The 16,165-nt window shown below is 29.6% G+C and carries 13 protein-coding genes; 5 read left to right on the plus strand and 8 right to left on the minus strand.

The annotated features are described in order from the left end of the window. Nucleotides 1-57: 57 nt before the first annotated feature. Both GQS57_RS09090 and GQS57_RS09095 read left to right on the plus strand, forming a co-directional pair. On the plus strand, nucleotides 58-291 hold the full coding sequence (locus GQS57_RS09090) for a CDGSH iron-sulfur domain-containing protein (protein WP_165732545.1): 234 nt from the start codon (nucleotides 58-60) through the stop codon (nucleotides 289-291). Nucleotides 292-376: 85 nt separating this feature from the next. Next, entirely contained in the window at nucleotides 377-2,593 is a 2,217-nt protein-coding gene (locus tag GQS57_RS09095) for an FUSC family membrane protein (RefSeq protein WP_165732546.1), read from the plus strand. 37 nt (nucleotides 2,594-2,630) lie between these two features. On the opposite strand, the gene GQS57_RS09100 is transcribed toward GQS57_RS09095, so the two are convergent. The 7 genes from GQS57_RS09100 to GQS57_RS09130 are packed head-to-tail and all read right to left on the minus strand — an operon-like array spanning nucleotide 2,631 to nucleotide 12,495. Beyond that, complete coding sequence (locus GQS57_RS09100; RefSeq protein ID WP_165732547.1) at nucleotides 2,631-4,247, minus strand: amidohydrolase; 1,617 nt, start codon at nucleotides 4,245-4,247, stop codon at nucleotides 2,631-2,633. A gap of 17 nt (nucleotides 4,248-4,264) precedes the next feature. After that, nucleotides 4,265-4,627, minus strand: a complete 363-nt coding sequence (locus GQS57_RS09105) for a MauE/DoxX family redox-associated membrane protein (RefSeq protein ID WP_165732548.1) — start codon at nucleotides 4,625-4,627, stop codon at nucleotides 4,265-4,267. 4 nt (nucleotides 4,628-4,631) lie between these two features. Next, on the minus strand, nucleotides 4,632-6,065 hold the full coding sequence (locus GQS57_RS09110) for a M20/M25/M40 family metallo-hydrolase (protein ID WP_165732549.1): 1,434 nt from the start codon (nucleotides 6,063-6,065) through the stop codon (nucleotides 4,632-4,634). Nucleotides 6,066-6,114: 49 nt separating this feature from the next. Next, a complete protein-coding gene (locus tag GQS57_RS09115; RefSeq protein ID WP_165732550.1) occupies nucleotides 6,115-6,927 on the minus strand; it encodes a hypothetical protein in 813 nt (270 codons plus the stop codon). Then, nucleotides 6,917-7,633 carry a hypothetical protein gene (locus GQS57_RS09120; RefSeq protein ID WP_165732551.1) on the minus strand — a complete coding sequence of 239 codons (717 nt, stop codon included), beginning with the start codon at nucleotides 7,631-7,633 and terminating at the stop codon, nucleotides 6,917-6,919. Before GQS57_RS09120 ends, GQS57_RS09115 begins: the two co-directional genes overlap by 11 nt. A gap of 39 nt (nucleotides 7,634-7,672) precedes the next feature. After that, nucleotides 7,673-9,436 (minus strand): hypothetical protein, encoded by a 1,764-nt coding sequence (locus GQS57_RS09125; RefSeq protein ID WP_165732552.1) that lies wholly within the window; start codon nucleotides 9,434-9,436, stop codon nucleotides 7,673-7,675. Then, nucleotides 9,436-12,495 (minus strand): tetratricopeptide repeat protein, encoded by a 3,060-nt coding sequence (locus tag GQS57_RS09130; protein ID WP_165732553.1) that lies wholly within the window; start codon nucleotides 12,493-12,495, stop codon nucleotides 9,436-9,438. The genes GQS57_RS09125 and GQS57_RS09130 overlap by 1 nt, the downstream gene beginning before the upstream one ends. Nucleotides 12,496-12,659: 164 nt before the next feature. On the opposite strand from GQS57_RS09130, the gene GQS57_RS09135 reads away from it, so the two are divergent. Genes GQS57_RS09135 through GQS57_RS09145 form a run of 3 tightly spaced genes read left to right on the plus strand, consistent with a single transcriptional unit; the run spans nucleotide 12,660 to nucleotide 15,029 of the window. Next, nucleotides 12,660-13,346 carry a cell division ATP-binding protein FtsE gene (locus tag GQS57_RS09135; RefSeq protein ID WP_165732554.1) on the plus strand — a complete coding sequence of 229 codons (687 nt, stop codon included), beginning with the start codon at nucleotides 12,660-12,662 and terminating at the stop codon, nucleotides 13,344-13,346. Then, entirely contained in the window at nucleotides 13,346-14,224 is an 879-nt protein-coding gene (locus GQS57_RS09140) for a glycosyltransferase family 2 protein (RefSeq protein ID WP_165732555.1), read from the plus strand. Before GQS57_RS09135 ends, GQS57_RS09140 begins: the two co-directional genes overlap by 1 nt. Beyond that, the gene (locus GQS57_RS09145; RefSeq protein ID WP_165732556.1) at nucleotides 14,217-15,029 is read left to right on the plus strand and encodes a 2OG-Fe(II) oxygenase; all 813 of its coding nucleotides are present in this window, start codon (nucleotides 14,217-14,219) and stop codon (nucleotides 15,027-15,029) included. Before GQS57_RS09140 ends, GQS57_RS09145 begins: the two co-directional genes overlap by 8 nt. On the opposite strand, the gene GQS57_RS09150 is transcribed toward GQS57_RS09145, so the two are convergent. Further along, nucleotides 15,030-16,115: a glycosyltransferase gene (locus GQS57_RS09150; protein ID WP_165732557.1), complete on the minus strand. Its 1,086-nt coding sequence runs from the start codon at nucleotides 16,113-16,115 to the stop codon at nucleotides 15,030-15,032. Nucleotides 16,116-16,165 lie beyond the last annotated feature (50 nt).

Below are 16,165 nucleotides of genomic sequence, written 5' to 3' on the forward strand. Positions count from 1 at the left end.
AATTATATAAACTATTCCTAAAATTTTGTTATATTATTAACTTAAAATAATAAAAATATGGAATTACCAAAAAGAGCAGGAAATAGATCTCTAGCAATAGAATTAGAAGAAGGAAAAAACTATGCATGGTGTACTTGTGGTTTGTCAGAAAACCAACCTTTATGCGATGGGAAACATAGAGGAACAGGTATGAGCCCGAATGTCTTTACAGCAGAGAAAACAGAAACAAGAAATTTATGCGCTTGTAAAGCAACTAAAAGCGGGCCTTTTTGTGATGGTTCTCACAAATAAAGATATTTTATTTTTTAAAGTATAATTACCATTAATTAATAGACTTCCTTAAAAATCTTCTTAAATTTGACTATTAATTTGATTTATGATTAAAAATTTAATTAGATATTTTAAGGGCATTTATTTTATTAAAGCATTTTTAGTTGCTTTGGCAATGGTAATTGCTGTAATTGTCTCCGTATATTTTTTCGATAGTTTTGATGTAGGGTTTAGTGTTGCTTTAGGCGCTATTTTATGTGCACCATCAGATGTTTCAGGTAGTGTAAAGCATAAGTTTTATGGAATGCTAGCTTCTATAATTTTAGCCTTTTCTATCACATTTTTAATTGGTTATTTTAATAATTACCTTCCTGTTTTAGTTCCTTTATTAATCATTTTAGTCTTTTTAATTTCCTATATATCTGTATTTGGTTTTAGAGCTTCTTTAATTTCCTTATCCGGTTTAATAGCCTTGGTTTTGGCTTTTGGACATCAGAGTACAGAGATTAGTATTTTTGAACATTCATTATTTATTGTTTTAGGAGGTGTTTGGTATTTAATTTTAGCAATTTCAACACAACTATTATTACCTAGAGTTCAAGCAGACTATTTGTTTGTTGAATTGTTAGAGAAAACAGCAGAATTTATAAAAATAAGAGGAAAACTGTTAGCGGAAGAAAATGACAGAACAAGTCTTTTAGAGGAAAACTTTAAATTGCAAACAGCTATTAATGAACTTCAAGAGAATATTCGGGAAGTTGTTTTAGAAAAAAGATTCAATTCCGGGTTTAGTAATAGAACAAGACGTCAGCAATTAATTTTTTCTAAAATTATTGAAATCTATGAGCTTGCTATTTCAAATGCCATTGATTATGAAAAATTCGATACTTTATTTAAAGAGCACCACGAGAAAGTAGATGAATTTAAACTTCTCATTTTTGAAGTTTCAGATAAACTAAATCATATTTCAAAAGTTATTTTAAAGGAAGAAAAGCTTACGTATAAAAATAATTTTAAAGTTTTAATTAAAAAAATAGAAAATCATATTCAAATTTATAAGGTAGATATTGGCTTGCCAGAATCTAGAGAAGGAGTCATTTTTCTATTAAATTATAAAGCGTATCAAGAAAAGCAAATTAGTAACCTAATGGATATCGTTAGAATTTTAGATAACTATTCTAAAAACGATAAAATTAGAGCTATTAAAGATGCAGAACAGTTTTTAACGCCTCAAGATTATGATGTTAAAAAGCTAAAAGCAAATTTCACTTTTAAGTCACCTATCTTTAGACATTCTTTACGATTAACACTTACCATGCTTATTGGTTTTGCTATTGGTTTTGTTATAGAAATGCAACAATCTTATTGGATTTTGTTAACGATAGTCGTTATAATGAGACCGAGTTATGGTTTAACCAAAGAAAGAACAAAGAATAGGGTAGTAGGTACGTTAATAGGAGCAGCTGTAGGAGTTGGAATTATTTTTTTAACTCAAAATCCAGTCATTTATGCTGTAATTGCTGCCGTTTCTTTAATAATAGGTTTTTCTTTAGTGAAGGAAAATTATAGAAATGCAGCAGCTTTTATTACGCTATATGTCATTTTTATGTATGCTTTAATTCACCCTAATATTTTAACCGTTATTCAGTTTAGGGTTATTGATACTCTTATTGGTTCTATGTTAGCATACGTTGCAAATTATCTTTTTTGGCCTGCTTGGGAAGCTAAAAATATTAAAGAAGTTTTATCTAAATCAATTGAAGGTTTTTCTGAGTTTTTAAAACAAATAGCAGTTTTTTATCACGAGAAAGGAGAAGTACCTACAGTATATGCTTTGGCTAGAAAAGAAGCTTTTTTACAAGTAGGAAACTTAAATGCAGCATATCAAAGATTGGCTCAAGAACCAAAATCTAGACAAGAAAATATTGCAGTATTCTATGAGCTTATAACGATTATTAATACGTATTTGTCTTCTCTTTCTTCTTTAGGGATGTATATTAGAACGAATGAAACAGGTAAGGTACCAGAACAATTTGAAGTTTATATAAAGCACATTTTATCGAATTTAGAAAAGGCAATGGAACTCTTAAACAATTCGGAATCTACTATTTGTTTGGAAACAGAAGAGTTAGGTATTGCTGCCAAGAACTATGATGATTATTTTCAAAGTTTATCAAACCAAAGAGACAAAGAAATAGAAAAGGGATTGCCCATTACAAAAGAAATGAGATCTCAATTACATGAAACACAAATGGTCTCTGAACAAGTTAGATGGTTGTTAAGTTTGTCTGAAAGTTTGATAAAAAACATTAAGAAAATTTAGTTTTTTATCAAACTTGTATTCAATTTAGAAAGTGTTTTTAATAAACTTTTTCACCATTTAAGAAAGTAGAAACAGCTTTTGTTTTCGGTATATTATTGCCTTTAACTTTCATAATATCTTGGTTTAAAATTACAAAATCTGCAAATTTACCAACTTCAATAGAACCTTTTTCGTCTTCTTCAAAATTAGAATAAGCTGCCCAAATGGTCATTCCTTTTAAAGTTTCTTCTCTGGTTAAGGCATTTTCCATCTGAAAACCATTTTTAGGATAATTGTTAAGGTCTTTTCTAATAGTAGCTGCGTAAAACGTTAAAAACGGATTTACTTGCTCTACCGGAAAATCGGTACCCAAAGCAATTTTTCCATATGTATTTAATAAGTCTTTAAAAGCATAAGCACCTTTCATTCGCTCTTTGCCAATTCTTTCTTCTGCCCAATACATATCTGAAGTTGCATGCGTTGGTTGCACAGAAGGTAATATATTATCAAAGTTTTTAAAATCATCAGGAGCAATAATTTGTGCATGTTCTATTCTCCAACGTCTGTCTTTTTCGTTTTTTAAAACTTCTTTATAGGTTTTTAAAAGCCACGTATTTGCAGAATCTCCAATAGCGTGCGTATTCATTTGAAAATTGGATGCAGCAATTTGCCTTGCAATTTCTTGATATCTCTCTGGGCTATAAATTAAGGCTCCAAAATGGTTGTCTCTATCAGAATATGGTTTGCGCATCGCAGCTCCTCTAGAACCCAAAGCGCCATCTCCATACACTTTAAAAGAACGCACGTTTAATCTGTCGGTTTTTACAATGCCGTTGTTAATATAATAGTCTATTTCTTGTTGATTATCGCCAGAAACCATTGCATAAATACGCATTTTTAAATTTCCTTTTTGTTGTAAACTATCAATTAATTCAATTGTTTTTTTGTTGATTCCTGCATCATCCACCGTGGTTAAACCGTAAGAAAAAGAAATTTGTTGTGCATCTAATAACCCTTGAATTGCTTCTTCTTTTGTAGTTTCTGGAAACTTGATAAAATCCATGGCAGCATCAATTAAGACTCCAGTTAATTCCCCATCTTTCAAAATAATTTCTCCTCCAGAAACTTTGGTGTCTTTTGTTATTTCTGATAAATCAATTGCTGCTTGATTTACCAACAAAGCATGACCATCAACTCTACCAACAGCAACAGGAGTTGTTGGAAATAATTGATCTAATTTTTCTTTAGTAGGAAATTCTTTTACTTCCCAATCATTCTGATCCCATCCACGACCCGTAATAAAAGTGACGTTTTTTTCTTTTTGAAAAGCAACAATTTTATCTAAAACTTCGTCGTAACTTTTAGTGCCTTCTAGAGATACTTTTTGTTGCTGTAATCCCATTCTGAAAAAATGACAATGAGCATCAATCAAACCGGGTACAATTGTTTGATTTTTTGCGTCAACTATATTTTCAGATTGATATTTTTCTTGAATTTCTTTCGAAGTTCCTACAGCAATAAACTTTCCGTCTTTTATAGCAAAAGCTTCTGCTTTTTCAAATTGATTATTTACTGTATAGGTATTAGAATTGATGACAATTACATCTGCTTTTTGTTTTTTATTATAAGAAGTTAATACACTTATTATGGTGAATAAGAAAATAAGTTTTTTCATTTAAGGTAATTTTAATTTTATGAATTTAAGTAAATAAGATATAATAAATACATCAATAAAAATTGTAACGGAATTCTAATAATGGCTATTTTTTTAGAGCCAACGGCTGGTCTTTCTTTGGTAACATCCCAAATATGAATGGGTAGAAAAAGAACCATCAGCATAAAAATACCAATGGCAGCATTTTTTACTGTAGATGGAAAAAATAACCCTAAGCCTAATATAAACTCAATAACCCCTGCAACATAATTTACCAATCGCTTCGGTAAAAAATTGGGTATAAAGTGTTTAAAAATATTGGGTTTTATAACGTGCATAATTCCTGCGAAGCAGAATAAAATACCAAAAAATATTTTTAAAATCAGCATGAAAATGTCCATGGAATTACGGTTTTACCGGAGTATTGTTATATAAATATTTATCCATTAGATAAATAATGCTTGCCATTGAGGCGCTCCCTAACTCTAACTCGCGTTTGTTTACTTTGTCAAAAGTATCTGTACTTGTATGGTGATAATCAAAATAGCGTTGAGAATCGGGTCTGTAACCAACCAAGGTTACGTTTTCTGCCTTAAGCGGACTAATATCTGCACCTGAACCACCTTTGTCTAAATCGTGTAAACCATAAGGAGACAATAGTTTTTTCCAGCTTTGTAACAATTTTGTATTAACAGTATTTGCATCAATAGAAAAACCTCTAGGTGTATGTCCGCCACCATCAGATTCTAAAGCTCCAATATGGTTTTCTTTGTTTAGTTTTGCCAGTTCAGCATATTTTTTTGCACCTTTTGTTCCGTTTTCTTCATTCATAAAAAAGACAACTCGTAAGGTGTTTTTAGGCTTAATATTTTTTTTTTTAAATAAGTAAGCAACTTCTAAAGATTGTACAATTCCTGTACCATCATCATGTGCGCCTTCCGCTAAATCCCAAGAATCTAAATGCCCACCAACAACAAAAACATTTTCTGGAGTTTCAGAACCTTTAATTTCTCCAACAACATTAAAAGAAGGAGCGTCTGGTAAAGTTTCACAACTTTGTTTAAAGTAGAATTTTAAATTAGGATTTGCTTTTAAATCATCACTTAAAATATTTGCAGCTCTAGAGCTTATTGCAGCAGTTGGTATGTGTTTTTCTTTAGGTAAATCTCCATAACTCATGGTTCCCGTATGCGGATAATCATCAACAGCATTGGTCATAGAACGTACAATTACACCTTTTGCACCAAAGTTTCCACAAACTGAAGCTCCTTTAACTCGTTGGTCTACGCAACCTCCATATGCTTCAAAAGTTTTTATTAAAGTATTATCAAACGGACGATTAAAAAAAATGATTTTATCTTTCATTTTATCGCCTAAAGCAGTTGCTTCTTCTAAACTTTTTACTTCTATAACTTCTGCTAAAACACCTTCTTTAGACGTTGCAATAGAAAAGCCTAAAGCACAAATGGGTACATTTTTTTGAACGCCGTTTATTGCATAATTAGCAACTTCTTTTTCGCCACGAACCCAATGAGGTACCATAACAGGTTGTAGCCAAACAGAATCTAAACCGACTTCATTCATTAATTTTTCTCCCCAAATAACGGCTTTTTCAGCTTCTGGAGAACCTGACAAGCGACCACCAATATTCTGAGTTAAAACTCGCAACCATTCATAAGATTTACCTTCTGTTAAAGCAGTGTTGAATAGTGTTTTTATTTTAGTGGAATCAATTTTTTCTTCTGCAGAAAATTGGTTGTTGTCTATTGGTTTTTCTTGTTTTTGATTACAAGAAATTAGTAAGATTGATGATAAGAATAAGAGTAATAACTTTTTCATGTTGGGTAGTTTATTTGATTCTATAAAGCTACAAAAATGAAATGACTATTTATTTAATTTGAAAATGAATATGATCATCATGTCTAACGGCACCACAACCATGAAATCTAATTTTAGAATTACGGAGGTTTAACCTGTTTTTAAGATGAGGTTCTATAAAAATTTTACTAATCGCATCTTCTTTTAAGATTTGTATAATAAGGTTTTTGGTTGCTTTTTCTGATATTTTTAAATCTGAGTGAAAGCTACCTAATGTAAAATACTTAGTAAAGTCATATTGCCAAAACCCTTTTTTCTTACAAATATTGGTTTGGTTGGTTTCGCTTTTTTTTGGAGCAACAAAGACTCCGTAACCACTATTAGAAGGTTTCGTATTTGTATTTACACCTTTTTCGGTTTGATATATAAATGATATGTCAATCTTTTTACCATCATTATGACTTAAATGAGGAAGTAGCGGAAATCCATCAAAAAAAGGAAAATTAGCATCTAAATACACCACTTTTAATGAAGGCGATTCTTTATTCATTTTTAAAGAAATACTTGTTAATACTGCTTGCATTTTAGGCGTTACATAATTTCTATTAAAGAGTTTGGTTAGAAAATTATGAGCTTCTAAGTTTTTATTGTTTTCAATTTTAACACGTCCAAACAACGGTGCAACTTTTGGAACAATTAAAAAGGTTGTTAATATATATAAAGAGATGAAAAAGAATGTTCTCTTTACTTTATATTTTGATACTTTATTAGAAATCAACAAAAATGTAATTACATATAAAATGCCTCCAATTTGAGTTGCTACAGTTAGAATTATGAAAATTAATACATGTAGAATTCCTTTAAAAAAATAGTTACTTCTCATTTAGAATTTTACGAGCCTCAGAAAGTATGTTTCTATTTTTTCTTGCATTTGCGTTGGTCATTGCGTTTATTTCTGTAATAACTTCAGTTAAAATCTCTTTAGCTGCCTCTTTTTTGTTATTCCTAATTAAGAATTTAGAGAGTTCAAGTCTTTCATTGTAATGAGAGTAACGGATATCAATTTTTCTCAATTGAATTTCTGCCAACTCTAGTTCTCCTTTCTGCTCTAACGCTAAGCCGTAAAAAAAGAGTGTTTCTTTAAAGTTTTTTTGAAGGTCTATTTTGGGAGCATATGCAATAACCTTATCGTAATCTTGAATGTTATAATAACAAATAATAAGTTTGTTTATAGTGTGTGGATCGTCTTTAAAGTTACTTTCTAGCGCATTTTCATAGTGTTCAATTGCGTTTTGATACTCTTTGTTTTGTGCATACGCATCGGCTAAATTAATCTTGTTTTGAAATGTGTTAGAGAATTTTAGAGCTGTCTCTAATTCTTTAATCTTCTTGGTAGGATTAATTATAGTTGTAATTTCCTCTGTTATCTGTGTAACATCTGTTTTGTTTATTACTTGTGTTAAAAGATAAATAATACAACCAATTACCGGAATAAAGAATATGATAAAATACCAATACATATTGTTTCTATTCTTATAGACATGGTATGCACAATAAATTTGAAGTCCAATAATTAAGTAATATAACATAAAATTAATTTGGTAAAAAGGTTGCTTTTAAACAGGTTTTTAAAAATCGAACTTATAGGTTAAACCACCAAGTATTTGAGCTCCTTGCGTATTAAAGTTTGCAAAACGTTGGTACTCTGTGTTTAAAACATTGTTTAACTTTAGAAAAGCCGAAAACTTATCGTTAAAATGATACCCTCCGTTTAAGTTTACATCGGTAAAAGATGCTACGTTTTCTGAACCATTTTGGGCAGTTGGATATTGGCTTGTGTAAAGCGCATCTTTTCTTTCGCTAACATAGAAAATATTAGCACCTGCAAACCATTTATTTGTTTTGTATTTCGCAGAAATACTTCCTTCTACAGAAGGTAAGTTCCAAGCTTCTACTTCATTTTCTAATGTGTAACTATTGTATATTCCTTGCAATCCGAATGATAAGTTTTTAGAATATTCATATTCTAGTTCTGTAAAGAAGGTGTTGGTTTTTACATCATCATAACGAACATCAAAAGAATTTCCATATTCATACCCTTTCAAATCCATGCTATTATAAGTAGTATTGGTTCCGTCAGACTTAGAATTGTTTCTTATAAACATTGGTTTGTCTTCTTCAGACTTAAAACTTGCTTTTACATTAAAACTTAAATCGTCTACAATCAGACCTTTAAAACCTAAAAAGAGGTTCGATTTTTCTAAAGTTTGCGTTATAAAAAGTGTTGGCGATACGTAAGGATTTTCCTCTGTAAAGTTTTTGTAAGTATTGGTATGTAAGTCACCCGTAATACCTGCATACACATTTAAATATTCTTCTATAATTGGTCCTTCAACAAAAACATCTGGCAGTATAAAAAAGTTGTTAGCGCTGTTTTCTGAATCAAAAGAGGCAATTAATTTAAGTCCAGGTTTTATAGAAAAACCTTCATACTCCATTTTATATTGAGGGTTTATGTTGATGGTAGAGGTACCGTATTTTAAAGGATTAGAATTGCTGTAATCGTTTTTAAATTCTCCTTTTAAAAACTCGATACTGGTTGCTACAGAGATATCATTTAAATTAGGCAGTAAATAATCTAAAGGCAAGTTTAATTTTGCTTCAAATTTAGCCAAGGTTTCGCTACTTTCATGGCCATCTGTATAGTTTGCAAAGTTTACTTTTCCTGATTGAATATAAGAATCTTCAAAATTGAATTCCCCAATTAAATCAAAATAATTAAATACTTGCTCTTCATTTATTGCTGATATAGTTGGCTCTGTAAAAGTAATATCTGGTAAACCGTACCAATTATAAAGATTTCTTTCAGAATTTAAAGTTACTTTCCAATCGAAATAACGTTCCTGTTGTTTGTAAAATGCTCCAATATTAAAATTAGAAAAATTACTGTTAAGTACTGAGTTTTTAACATTGTCTAGAGATGCTAAATACTTTGCATTAAAACCAAACTCGTTTTCGTAATTAGTACTATGGGTTAGATACGTTTCTAAATATGGAGTTGTATAATTCCCGATACCTGCGGCTAAATAGTTCTTGTAGACCCTTTCTTTAACGCCTACATCAATGCCTTTTACAACACCACTTTTAGGAATAAAAGTAGAGGCAACTGGAGCAGAAAAAATAGTATATTCTAGTTTTTTCTTTTCGCTGTTTTTAAGCAATTCTATTTTAGGGTTTTTATTAATTTTTTTGGCATCAGAAATTTTAGGATTGTATTTTGTTACAATATTTACAATTTCTGTTTTTACGGTGTCTTTAGCCTGATCCTTTTTTTGAGCGTTTAAACTTAAAAATGAAAAATAGACTAGAAATAATGTGAAACCTTTTTTCATTATTTTTTATTGTTTTTAATTGTGTTGTCCTCTTTAATAGGAGTTACTGAGTTATTAGTTTTGGCTTCGTTTTCTTTTATTGTTTTTAGCTCTTTTTTAGCTTCTTCTACAATGTCTTCAAATTGTGTAAAGTTTTTAATGATGTTTTCTAACACAAAAGTAGCCTGATACACATCTTGCAAACCATAATAATTTTTACCCATTATTATATAACTTTTTACAGCCCAATATTTATAAGAAGAGTAATTTGCTATTAAATTCTGAACCGTTTTATTAGAGTCTAAGTATTCTTCTTGTTGATTTTTAAAGAAAGCATTATAAAATAAGGCCTCTGCTTTTAATTCTCCGGTAGCTTTACGTTCTACTTCTGTATAATATTCTTCAGCAGTATAAAAATCTTCGGTTTTAAAAGAAGCACGTGCAATAATTATTTTGGCATCATTTTCTAATTGGCTATTCAACTTCTCTTTTGCAAGAATTTTTTTAGCGTATGTAATAGCTTGGTCATAAGCTTCGGTTTCATAATAACCTTTCATTAGATTACTCTGTGCAAATAATACATTCTCGGTAGAATAAGCTTCTAGTTCTAATCGATCTAATATTTGTATTGCATTCTCAAATTCATCTCTTTCAAGAAATATTTGAGCTAATTTGGCTAGAGAATCTTCACTATATTCATTTTGTCCTTCTTCTAAAACATTTTGATAATAGGCAATAGCCTTGTTAAATTCTTTTTCTTTAAAAAGGATGTCTGCCAAATAATAATTTGCCTTTAACTTGTGAATTCCTTCAGGAAAAGAAATGGTGTATTTAGAAAGTGCTCTAATAATTTCACTACCATCTTTTGCTTCAAAGTATTTTTTCTCCGCCACAGCAAAGGTTGTATTGTCTAAATCTGAATCTGTAACATTGATAAATTTTAAGCCAGATATCCAATCTACATACTCGTTTAAATTGCCATTGTCAATATAAACATTTCTAGCATTCGCAACTGCTTCAAAAGCATCTGGAGAATTTGGGAACTGTCTGGTTGTTTGTTTAAACTTTTCTAATGCTTTTTTACTATCATTTTCACTATAATACAATAGACCTTGACGTACTAATGCTTTTGGTAGAAAAATACTATTTGGATGTTTTTCTATCAATCTGTTGTAAGCATTATGTGCATTGTTATTCTCTTTTATTACAGTATATGTATTTGCAAGTTGAAATAAAGCATCATCTTTTAAGTTAGAAATCTGGTATTTATTTACCACATTGGTAAGCGCTGTAATTTTAGCTTGATTGTCTTCTATAAAACCATAACTCATTCCAATTTGATACTGCGCATAATCTGCTTCTGCACCATAGGTATTAACAACCGTAGTGTAAGCATCAATGGCGCTTCTGTAATTTCTAATGGCAAAGTAACTATCACCTAAACGAATGTATGCATCGTCTTTAATGTCTTTTTCTAGAGAACCATCTTTTAAGAAGTTCTCGAAAGATACGGCTGCATTTGCATAATTTTTTAGTGTAAAATTACTGTATCCTATATTGTAATCAATTAGTTTAAAATCTTCATCTTTTGATTTCAACTCCTTTTTTAAAGCAGTAAATTTGGAAAGTGCTTCTTTTGGGTTGTCTAATTGGTACAAAGTTTCTGCTTCCCAATATTTAGATTTTTCTCTAATAGATACGTCTGTTGCTTTTTTACCTGTAACAAACAAAGGCAATGCTTCTTGTAATTTTTGATCATTAAATAATTGAATACCTCTGTACAATGAAACTTCAGAAATTAATGAATTATTTTTTTCAGTTTTCTTTTCGTTCAGAAAGACTAAAGCACCTTTAAAATCTTGTTGATGTAAGAAAGAAGAAACTACTAAGTCGTTAATTTCTTCATAAGCTGTAGATTTTGGATATTCTTTTAAATACTCTTGTAAAACTTCTGCAACACTTTTAAAAGGGTTTCCTGCTTCATAACTCAATTTGGCGTAATTTAAAGCAGCATCTTCTTTAATTTTTCTATCAAAATCCATTTCAGAAGCAGTTTTAAACGCATTTAAAGCCTCTGTCTTTTTCTCTAAATTAAGGTAACATTCACCTAAATGATAATACGCGTTTTGAGAAATAAAGTTTTTCTCATCTATAATTTTATTAAAATTACTAATCGCATTTTCAAAATCGTTTTGTTTGTAATATGCATATCCTAATTGATAAAAATCGGTGTTGTTCCATTTTCCTTTTTTACCGGTATATGCTTTTAAATACGGAATTGCTTCACTGTATTTTTCTAAATTGAAATAGCTCTCTCCAATTATTTTAGAAATCTCCGATCTATCTTTTTTAGGAAAGGTGTTAATTAGTTCTTTACCAACTTTAATACAACGTTCAAATTTACCAGCTTGAAAACTAATGTCTAATAAATAATAAGAAATTTCTACACGGTAGGTTTCGTTGTCTGCAATTTCTTTAAACGTAGATTCAGCAATGCCATAATCTTCTAATTTATACGCAATGTAACCATAATAATACCTAGCATCATTTCCGTATTTAGCATCATTAATTAATGGAAGAAATTTTTCTTTGGCTAAAGGCAAATTGTTGCTAATTACATAAGAATACCCCATTTTAAAATCGAGTTCCTTTTTATCCTCCTTAGAAAGGTAAGTAGCATCTACTTTTTGGTACCATTTAAGTGCATAAGCCGCTTTTTTATTAGCAAAGTAATAATTTGCAACTGTAAAAACTGCAGTATTTTTTTTACTACTATTAGGATTTTCTTCTATAAAAGTAAGCACTTTTTTATCTGCGTCTGGCTGTTTTAATCGTACAGCACACATGGCATCATAATAAGCAGCATCTGCTTTTAAATTAGAGCCAAGAGTAGCCGTCTCGTTTATTGCCATAAAACTTGTTTGTGCCGCAGCATAAGCTTTATTATTAAACAATTTTATAGCATTGTTGTATTTTGTGAAAATATTAGTTTCTACAATTGTTTGCTGACTATAGCCAACAAAAACAGTTAGCAATAAGAAACAAGTAATAAAACGTTTTTTTATAAAAACAAACTTCATATAATTAATTTTGATACCTAGAATGAATAACGAACTTATTTTAATTTTGTTTGATGTTAGAAGAAAAAAATATGAAAAAATATTTTAATTCAAAAATAAGAATTGTTTATAATTCATGGTATAAAATCGTTCAAAACTTTTAAGTTTGTAAAAACAAGTTTTTTATGGAAAAACCAGTCTTATTTTTAGAGAACGCAGATATTTATCAAAGAGAAAATTTGGTGTTGTCTAATGTAAATTTATCAATACAAAAAGGAGAGTTTTATTATTTAATTGGTAAAACAGGAAGTGGAAAAAGTAGTTTAATGAAAACTCTATACGGGGATTTAAAATTACAAAAAGGCGCGGGGAGTATTGTTGACTTCGATTTAAAGAAAATAAAAGAAAAAGAGATTCCTTTTTTAAGACGAAAAATAGGAATTGTTTTTCAAGATTTTAAATTATTAAGCGATAGAACTATTTTTGGTAATCTAGAGTTTGTTTTAAAAGCTACTGGTTGGAAAGATAAAGTTAAAATTAAAGAAAAAATTGACGAGGTTTTAGATAAAGTAGGGATGAAATCTCAAGCTTACAAAAAAACATACGAGCTTTCTGGAGGAGAACAACAAAGAATTGCTATTGCAAGAGCGTTGTTAAATGATCCGGAATTAATTTTAGCAGATGAGCCAACAGGTAATCTAGATCCAAAAACTTCTTTAGAAGTGATGGAACTTTTAAATGAAATTCATAAAAGTGGAAAAACCATTTTAATGGCAACGCACGATTATCAGTTAATTGTAAAATTTAAGCAAAAAACATTAAAGTGTGAGGGAGGAGAGTTGTTTGAAGTAGCCCAAAAAGCAACTACTTAATGCTATCTGTTCTTATACCAACATATAATTACAATACTTTTTTTTTAGTTAAAGAAATACATCAACAATTAATTTTAGAAGACATACAATTTGAAATTATTTGTTTGGATGATGGCTCTAAGTCACCTTTAAATAAAAAAAATAAGGAGATAAATAAACTTTCTTTCTCTAGTTTTAAAAGCTTAGAAAATAATATTGGTAGAAGTGCCATTAGAAACTTACTAGCAAAAAAAGCAATATATAATTGGTTGTTGTTTTTAGATGCTGATGTTATTCCTGTAAAATCTAATTTTATAAGAAACTATATACATTGTTTCAAAAAAGATAAAACTGTTTTTTGTGGAGGCTTGTTATATGAAGATAAAAAAGAAAATTTCAGATTACTACGTTATAAATTCGGAAAAAAGCACGAAGAAATTTCTGTAGAAAAACGTATAGAAAATCCTGAAAAGTTTTTTTTTACCTCTAATTTTTTAATTCAAAAAGCAATTTTTGATGATGTGATTTTCGAGCAAAAATTAACACAGTACGGTAGAGAAGATTTGTTATTTTCTTTAGAGTTGATAAAGAAAGGATTTATAATAGAACATATAAGTAATGAGGTTTATCATTTAGGTTTAGATAAAAATGATTTGTTTGTTTCTAAAACAAAAAAAGCGATGGAAAACCTTATTTTTATTGATAAACAAAGTTTAATTGATACAAAAGAAATGCCTTTATTAGAATTGGTGAGAAAAATATCAATCCTAAAAATGACAAGAATAGTTGGTGTATTTCATCTTTTCTTTGAAAAGTTAGCTATCAAAAAATCTTCAGTTTTTTTCTTAAATTGTATGAAAGTAAGTTATATGTGCCACTTAAAATTAAAACATGAATAGAACTGAAATAGCCCGTTTAATTTGCGCTAAATTAACTTCAAATAAAGAAGCTTTAAAAAGTCAGTTTTTAGAATCGAAAGATACGATTGGTTATTTTTTTATAGATGATTTTTTGCCTAAAGAGTTGGCTACAGAAATTTACAATAAATTTCCTACAACAAAGGAAGCTGTTAGAAAAAAGAACTTAAGAGAGTTTAAATTTACAGCCTACCAAATGGATAATTACAACACACTTTTAGAAGAAGTTATTTATGCATTTCAAGACAAAAGAGTAGTGGGTTTAGTTTCAGAAATTTGTGAATTAAAGGAAGTGTATAGCGATGAAAACCTGTATGCTGGCGGACTGTCTTTAATGGAAAAAGATAATTTTTTAAACCCGCACTTAGATAATTCTCATGATAAGGATAGAAATAGATGGCGCGTTTTAAATCTTTTGTATTATGTAAGTCCTGATTGGACTGCAGACAATGGAGGTAATTTAGAAATTTGGCCAGAAGGATTACAAAAAAAAGCAACTACTATAGTAAGTAAATTTAACAGGTTGGTTGTTATGACAACACATCAAAACTCATGGCATTCTGTAAGTAAAGTAGAAAAGGACGCGGTTAGATGTTGTGTGTCTAATTACTATTTTTCTAACACACCTATTTTAGTTTCAGATACTTTTCATGTAACAACATTTAGAGGAAGATCTTCAGAAAAAGTAAAAGATGTTTTTTTAAGAATAGATAATACTTTGCGATCTAGTGTACGTAAATTATTTAAAAAAGGCATTAGAGAAAACCCGCATCAATACAAAAAATAGCTATTTTAAATGATTAAAGATTGATAATAGCTTTTCTTCTTGATGCTCCCAAATCAATTCTTTTTTTGCTTTCTTTAACTCTGTAGAAAAATCTTTTTCAAGTACTTTTTTTATTTGTGCAGCAAGTTCTTTTGGGGTTCTATTTTTAACGATTTCACCTACCTTATAATTTAGTGCAATTTGTTTCATTTCGGGTAAATCAGAAACTAAAATAGGGACTTCGGCTTGTATATAATCGAATATTTTGTTTGGTAAAGCATATCTGTAATTTAATCCTAGATCTTCTTCTACACTTATTCCTAAATTGGCTAAAGGGGTAAGTTTGTGTAATTCTACTGGAGTGATTTTACCTAAAAAATAAATGTTGTTATTTAAATGTTTTTCATTTACTTGCTGTTTCAGGTTGTCAATAATATCACCATAACCAATAATTACTAAAAGTGTATTTTCTAAAAAAGGCATGGTGTCTATAATTAATTCTAAGCCTCTTCCTAAATTTACTGCACCTTGGTATAGAATGATTTTTTGGCCTTTATTATTAAAAGGAAACGTACCTAACTGAATTTCTTTTTCTCTAGGTAAATTCATAATTGTTTTAAAGTCCGTATGGTATTTTTTATGATAATACGCTGCAATACTTTTACAAACTGTGTAGTTGTTTTTAAGTTTAGGAAGTATCCAAGCTTCTAAATGAGACCAGCATTTTTTAACAAAAGGTTTGTGTACCAATTCAGGTATTTCTGGAAACAACTCATGACTGTCATAAACTATTTTTTTCCCTTGTAGCCAACTCACTAAAAAATTAGGCAACAATGTATCTAAATCATTAGACAGTAAAATATCTTTTTTAGAAAAAAGTAAGATAAAAAATAAACGCAAATTGTATTCCGCATAAAACAAAAAGCCTTTGTTGCATATTAAAGGAATTCTTTTGGTGGTGTAAGGTCTGTTTAACTGAGCGCTGTTTTCTAATCTTCTACCTATTAAAACAACTTCAAAGCCGTTTTTATGTAATGTATAGCAAACCTTATCAACACGTTGGTCTGTTGATAAATCATTTGTGACAGAAACGATTATTTTTTTCAATTTTTTTGCAGTATCAAGCAAAAATATGGTTTTAATTATCAAAATCATAA

The organism is Polaribacter sp. 20A6 (assembly GCF_011378915.1).
Taxonomy (GTDB): Bacteria; Bacteroidota; Bacteroidia; order Flavobacteriales; family Flavobacteriaceae; genus Polaribacter; species Polaribacter sejongensis.

What these genes read in the sequence shown, in the direction of transcription:
- GQS57_RS09140 (WP_165732555.1), top strand. Translation starts at nt 13,346, where the DNA reads ATGCTATCTGTTCTTATACCAACATATAATTACAATACTTTTTTTTTA.
- GQS57_RS09135 (WP_165732554.1), top strand. Translation starts at nt 12,660, where the DNA reads ATGGAAAAACCAGTCTTATTTTTAGAGAACGCAGATATTTATCAAAGA.
- GQS57_RS09120 (WP_165732551.1), bottom strand. Translation starts at nt 7,633, where the DNA reads ATGTTATATTACTTAATTATTGGACTTCAAATTTATTGTGCATACCAT.
- GQS57_RS09145 (WP_165732556.1), top strand. Translation starts at nt 14,217, where the DNA reads ATGAATAGAACTGAAATAGCCCGTTTAATTTGCGCTAAATTAACTTCA.
- GQS57_RS09125 (WP_165732552.1), bottom strand. Translation starts at nt 9,436, where the DNA reads ATGAAAAAAGGTTTCACATTATTTCTAGTCTATTTTTCATTTTTAAGT.
- GQS57_RS09100 (WP_165732547.1), bottom strand. Translation starts at nt 4,247, where the DNA reads ATGAAAAAACTTATTTTCTTATTCACCATAATAAGTGTATTAACTTCT.
- GQS57_RS09110 (WP_165732549.1), bottom strand. Translation starts at nt 6,065, where the DNA reads ATGAAAAAGTTATTACTCTTATTCTTATCATCAATCTTACTAATTTCT.
- GQS57_RS09090 (WP_165732545.1), top strand. Translation starts at nt 58, where the DNA reads ATGGAATTACCAAAAAGAGCAGGAAATAGATCTCTAGCAATAGAATTA.
- GQS57_RS09095 (WP_165732546.1), top strand. Translation starts at nt 377, where the DNA reads ATGATTAAAAATTTAATTAGATATTTTAAGGGCATTTATTTTATTAAA.
- GQS57_RS09130 (WP_165732553.1), bottom strand. Translation starts at nt 12,495, where the DNA reads ATGAAGTTTGTTTTTATAAAAAAACGTTTTATTACTTGTTTCTTATTG.
- GQS57_RS09115 (WP_165732550.1), bottom strand. Translation starts at nt 6,927, where the DNA reads ATGAGAAGTAACTATTTTTTTAAAGGAATTCTACATGTATTAATTTTC.
- GQS57_RS09105 (WP_165732548.1), bottom strand. Translation starts at nt 4,627, where the DNA reads ATGGACATTTTCATGCTGATTTTAAAAATATTTTTTGGTATTTTATTC.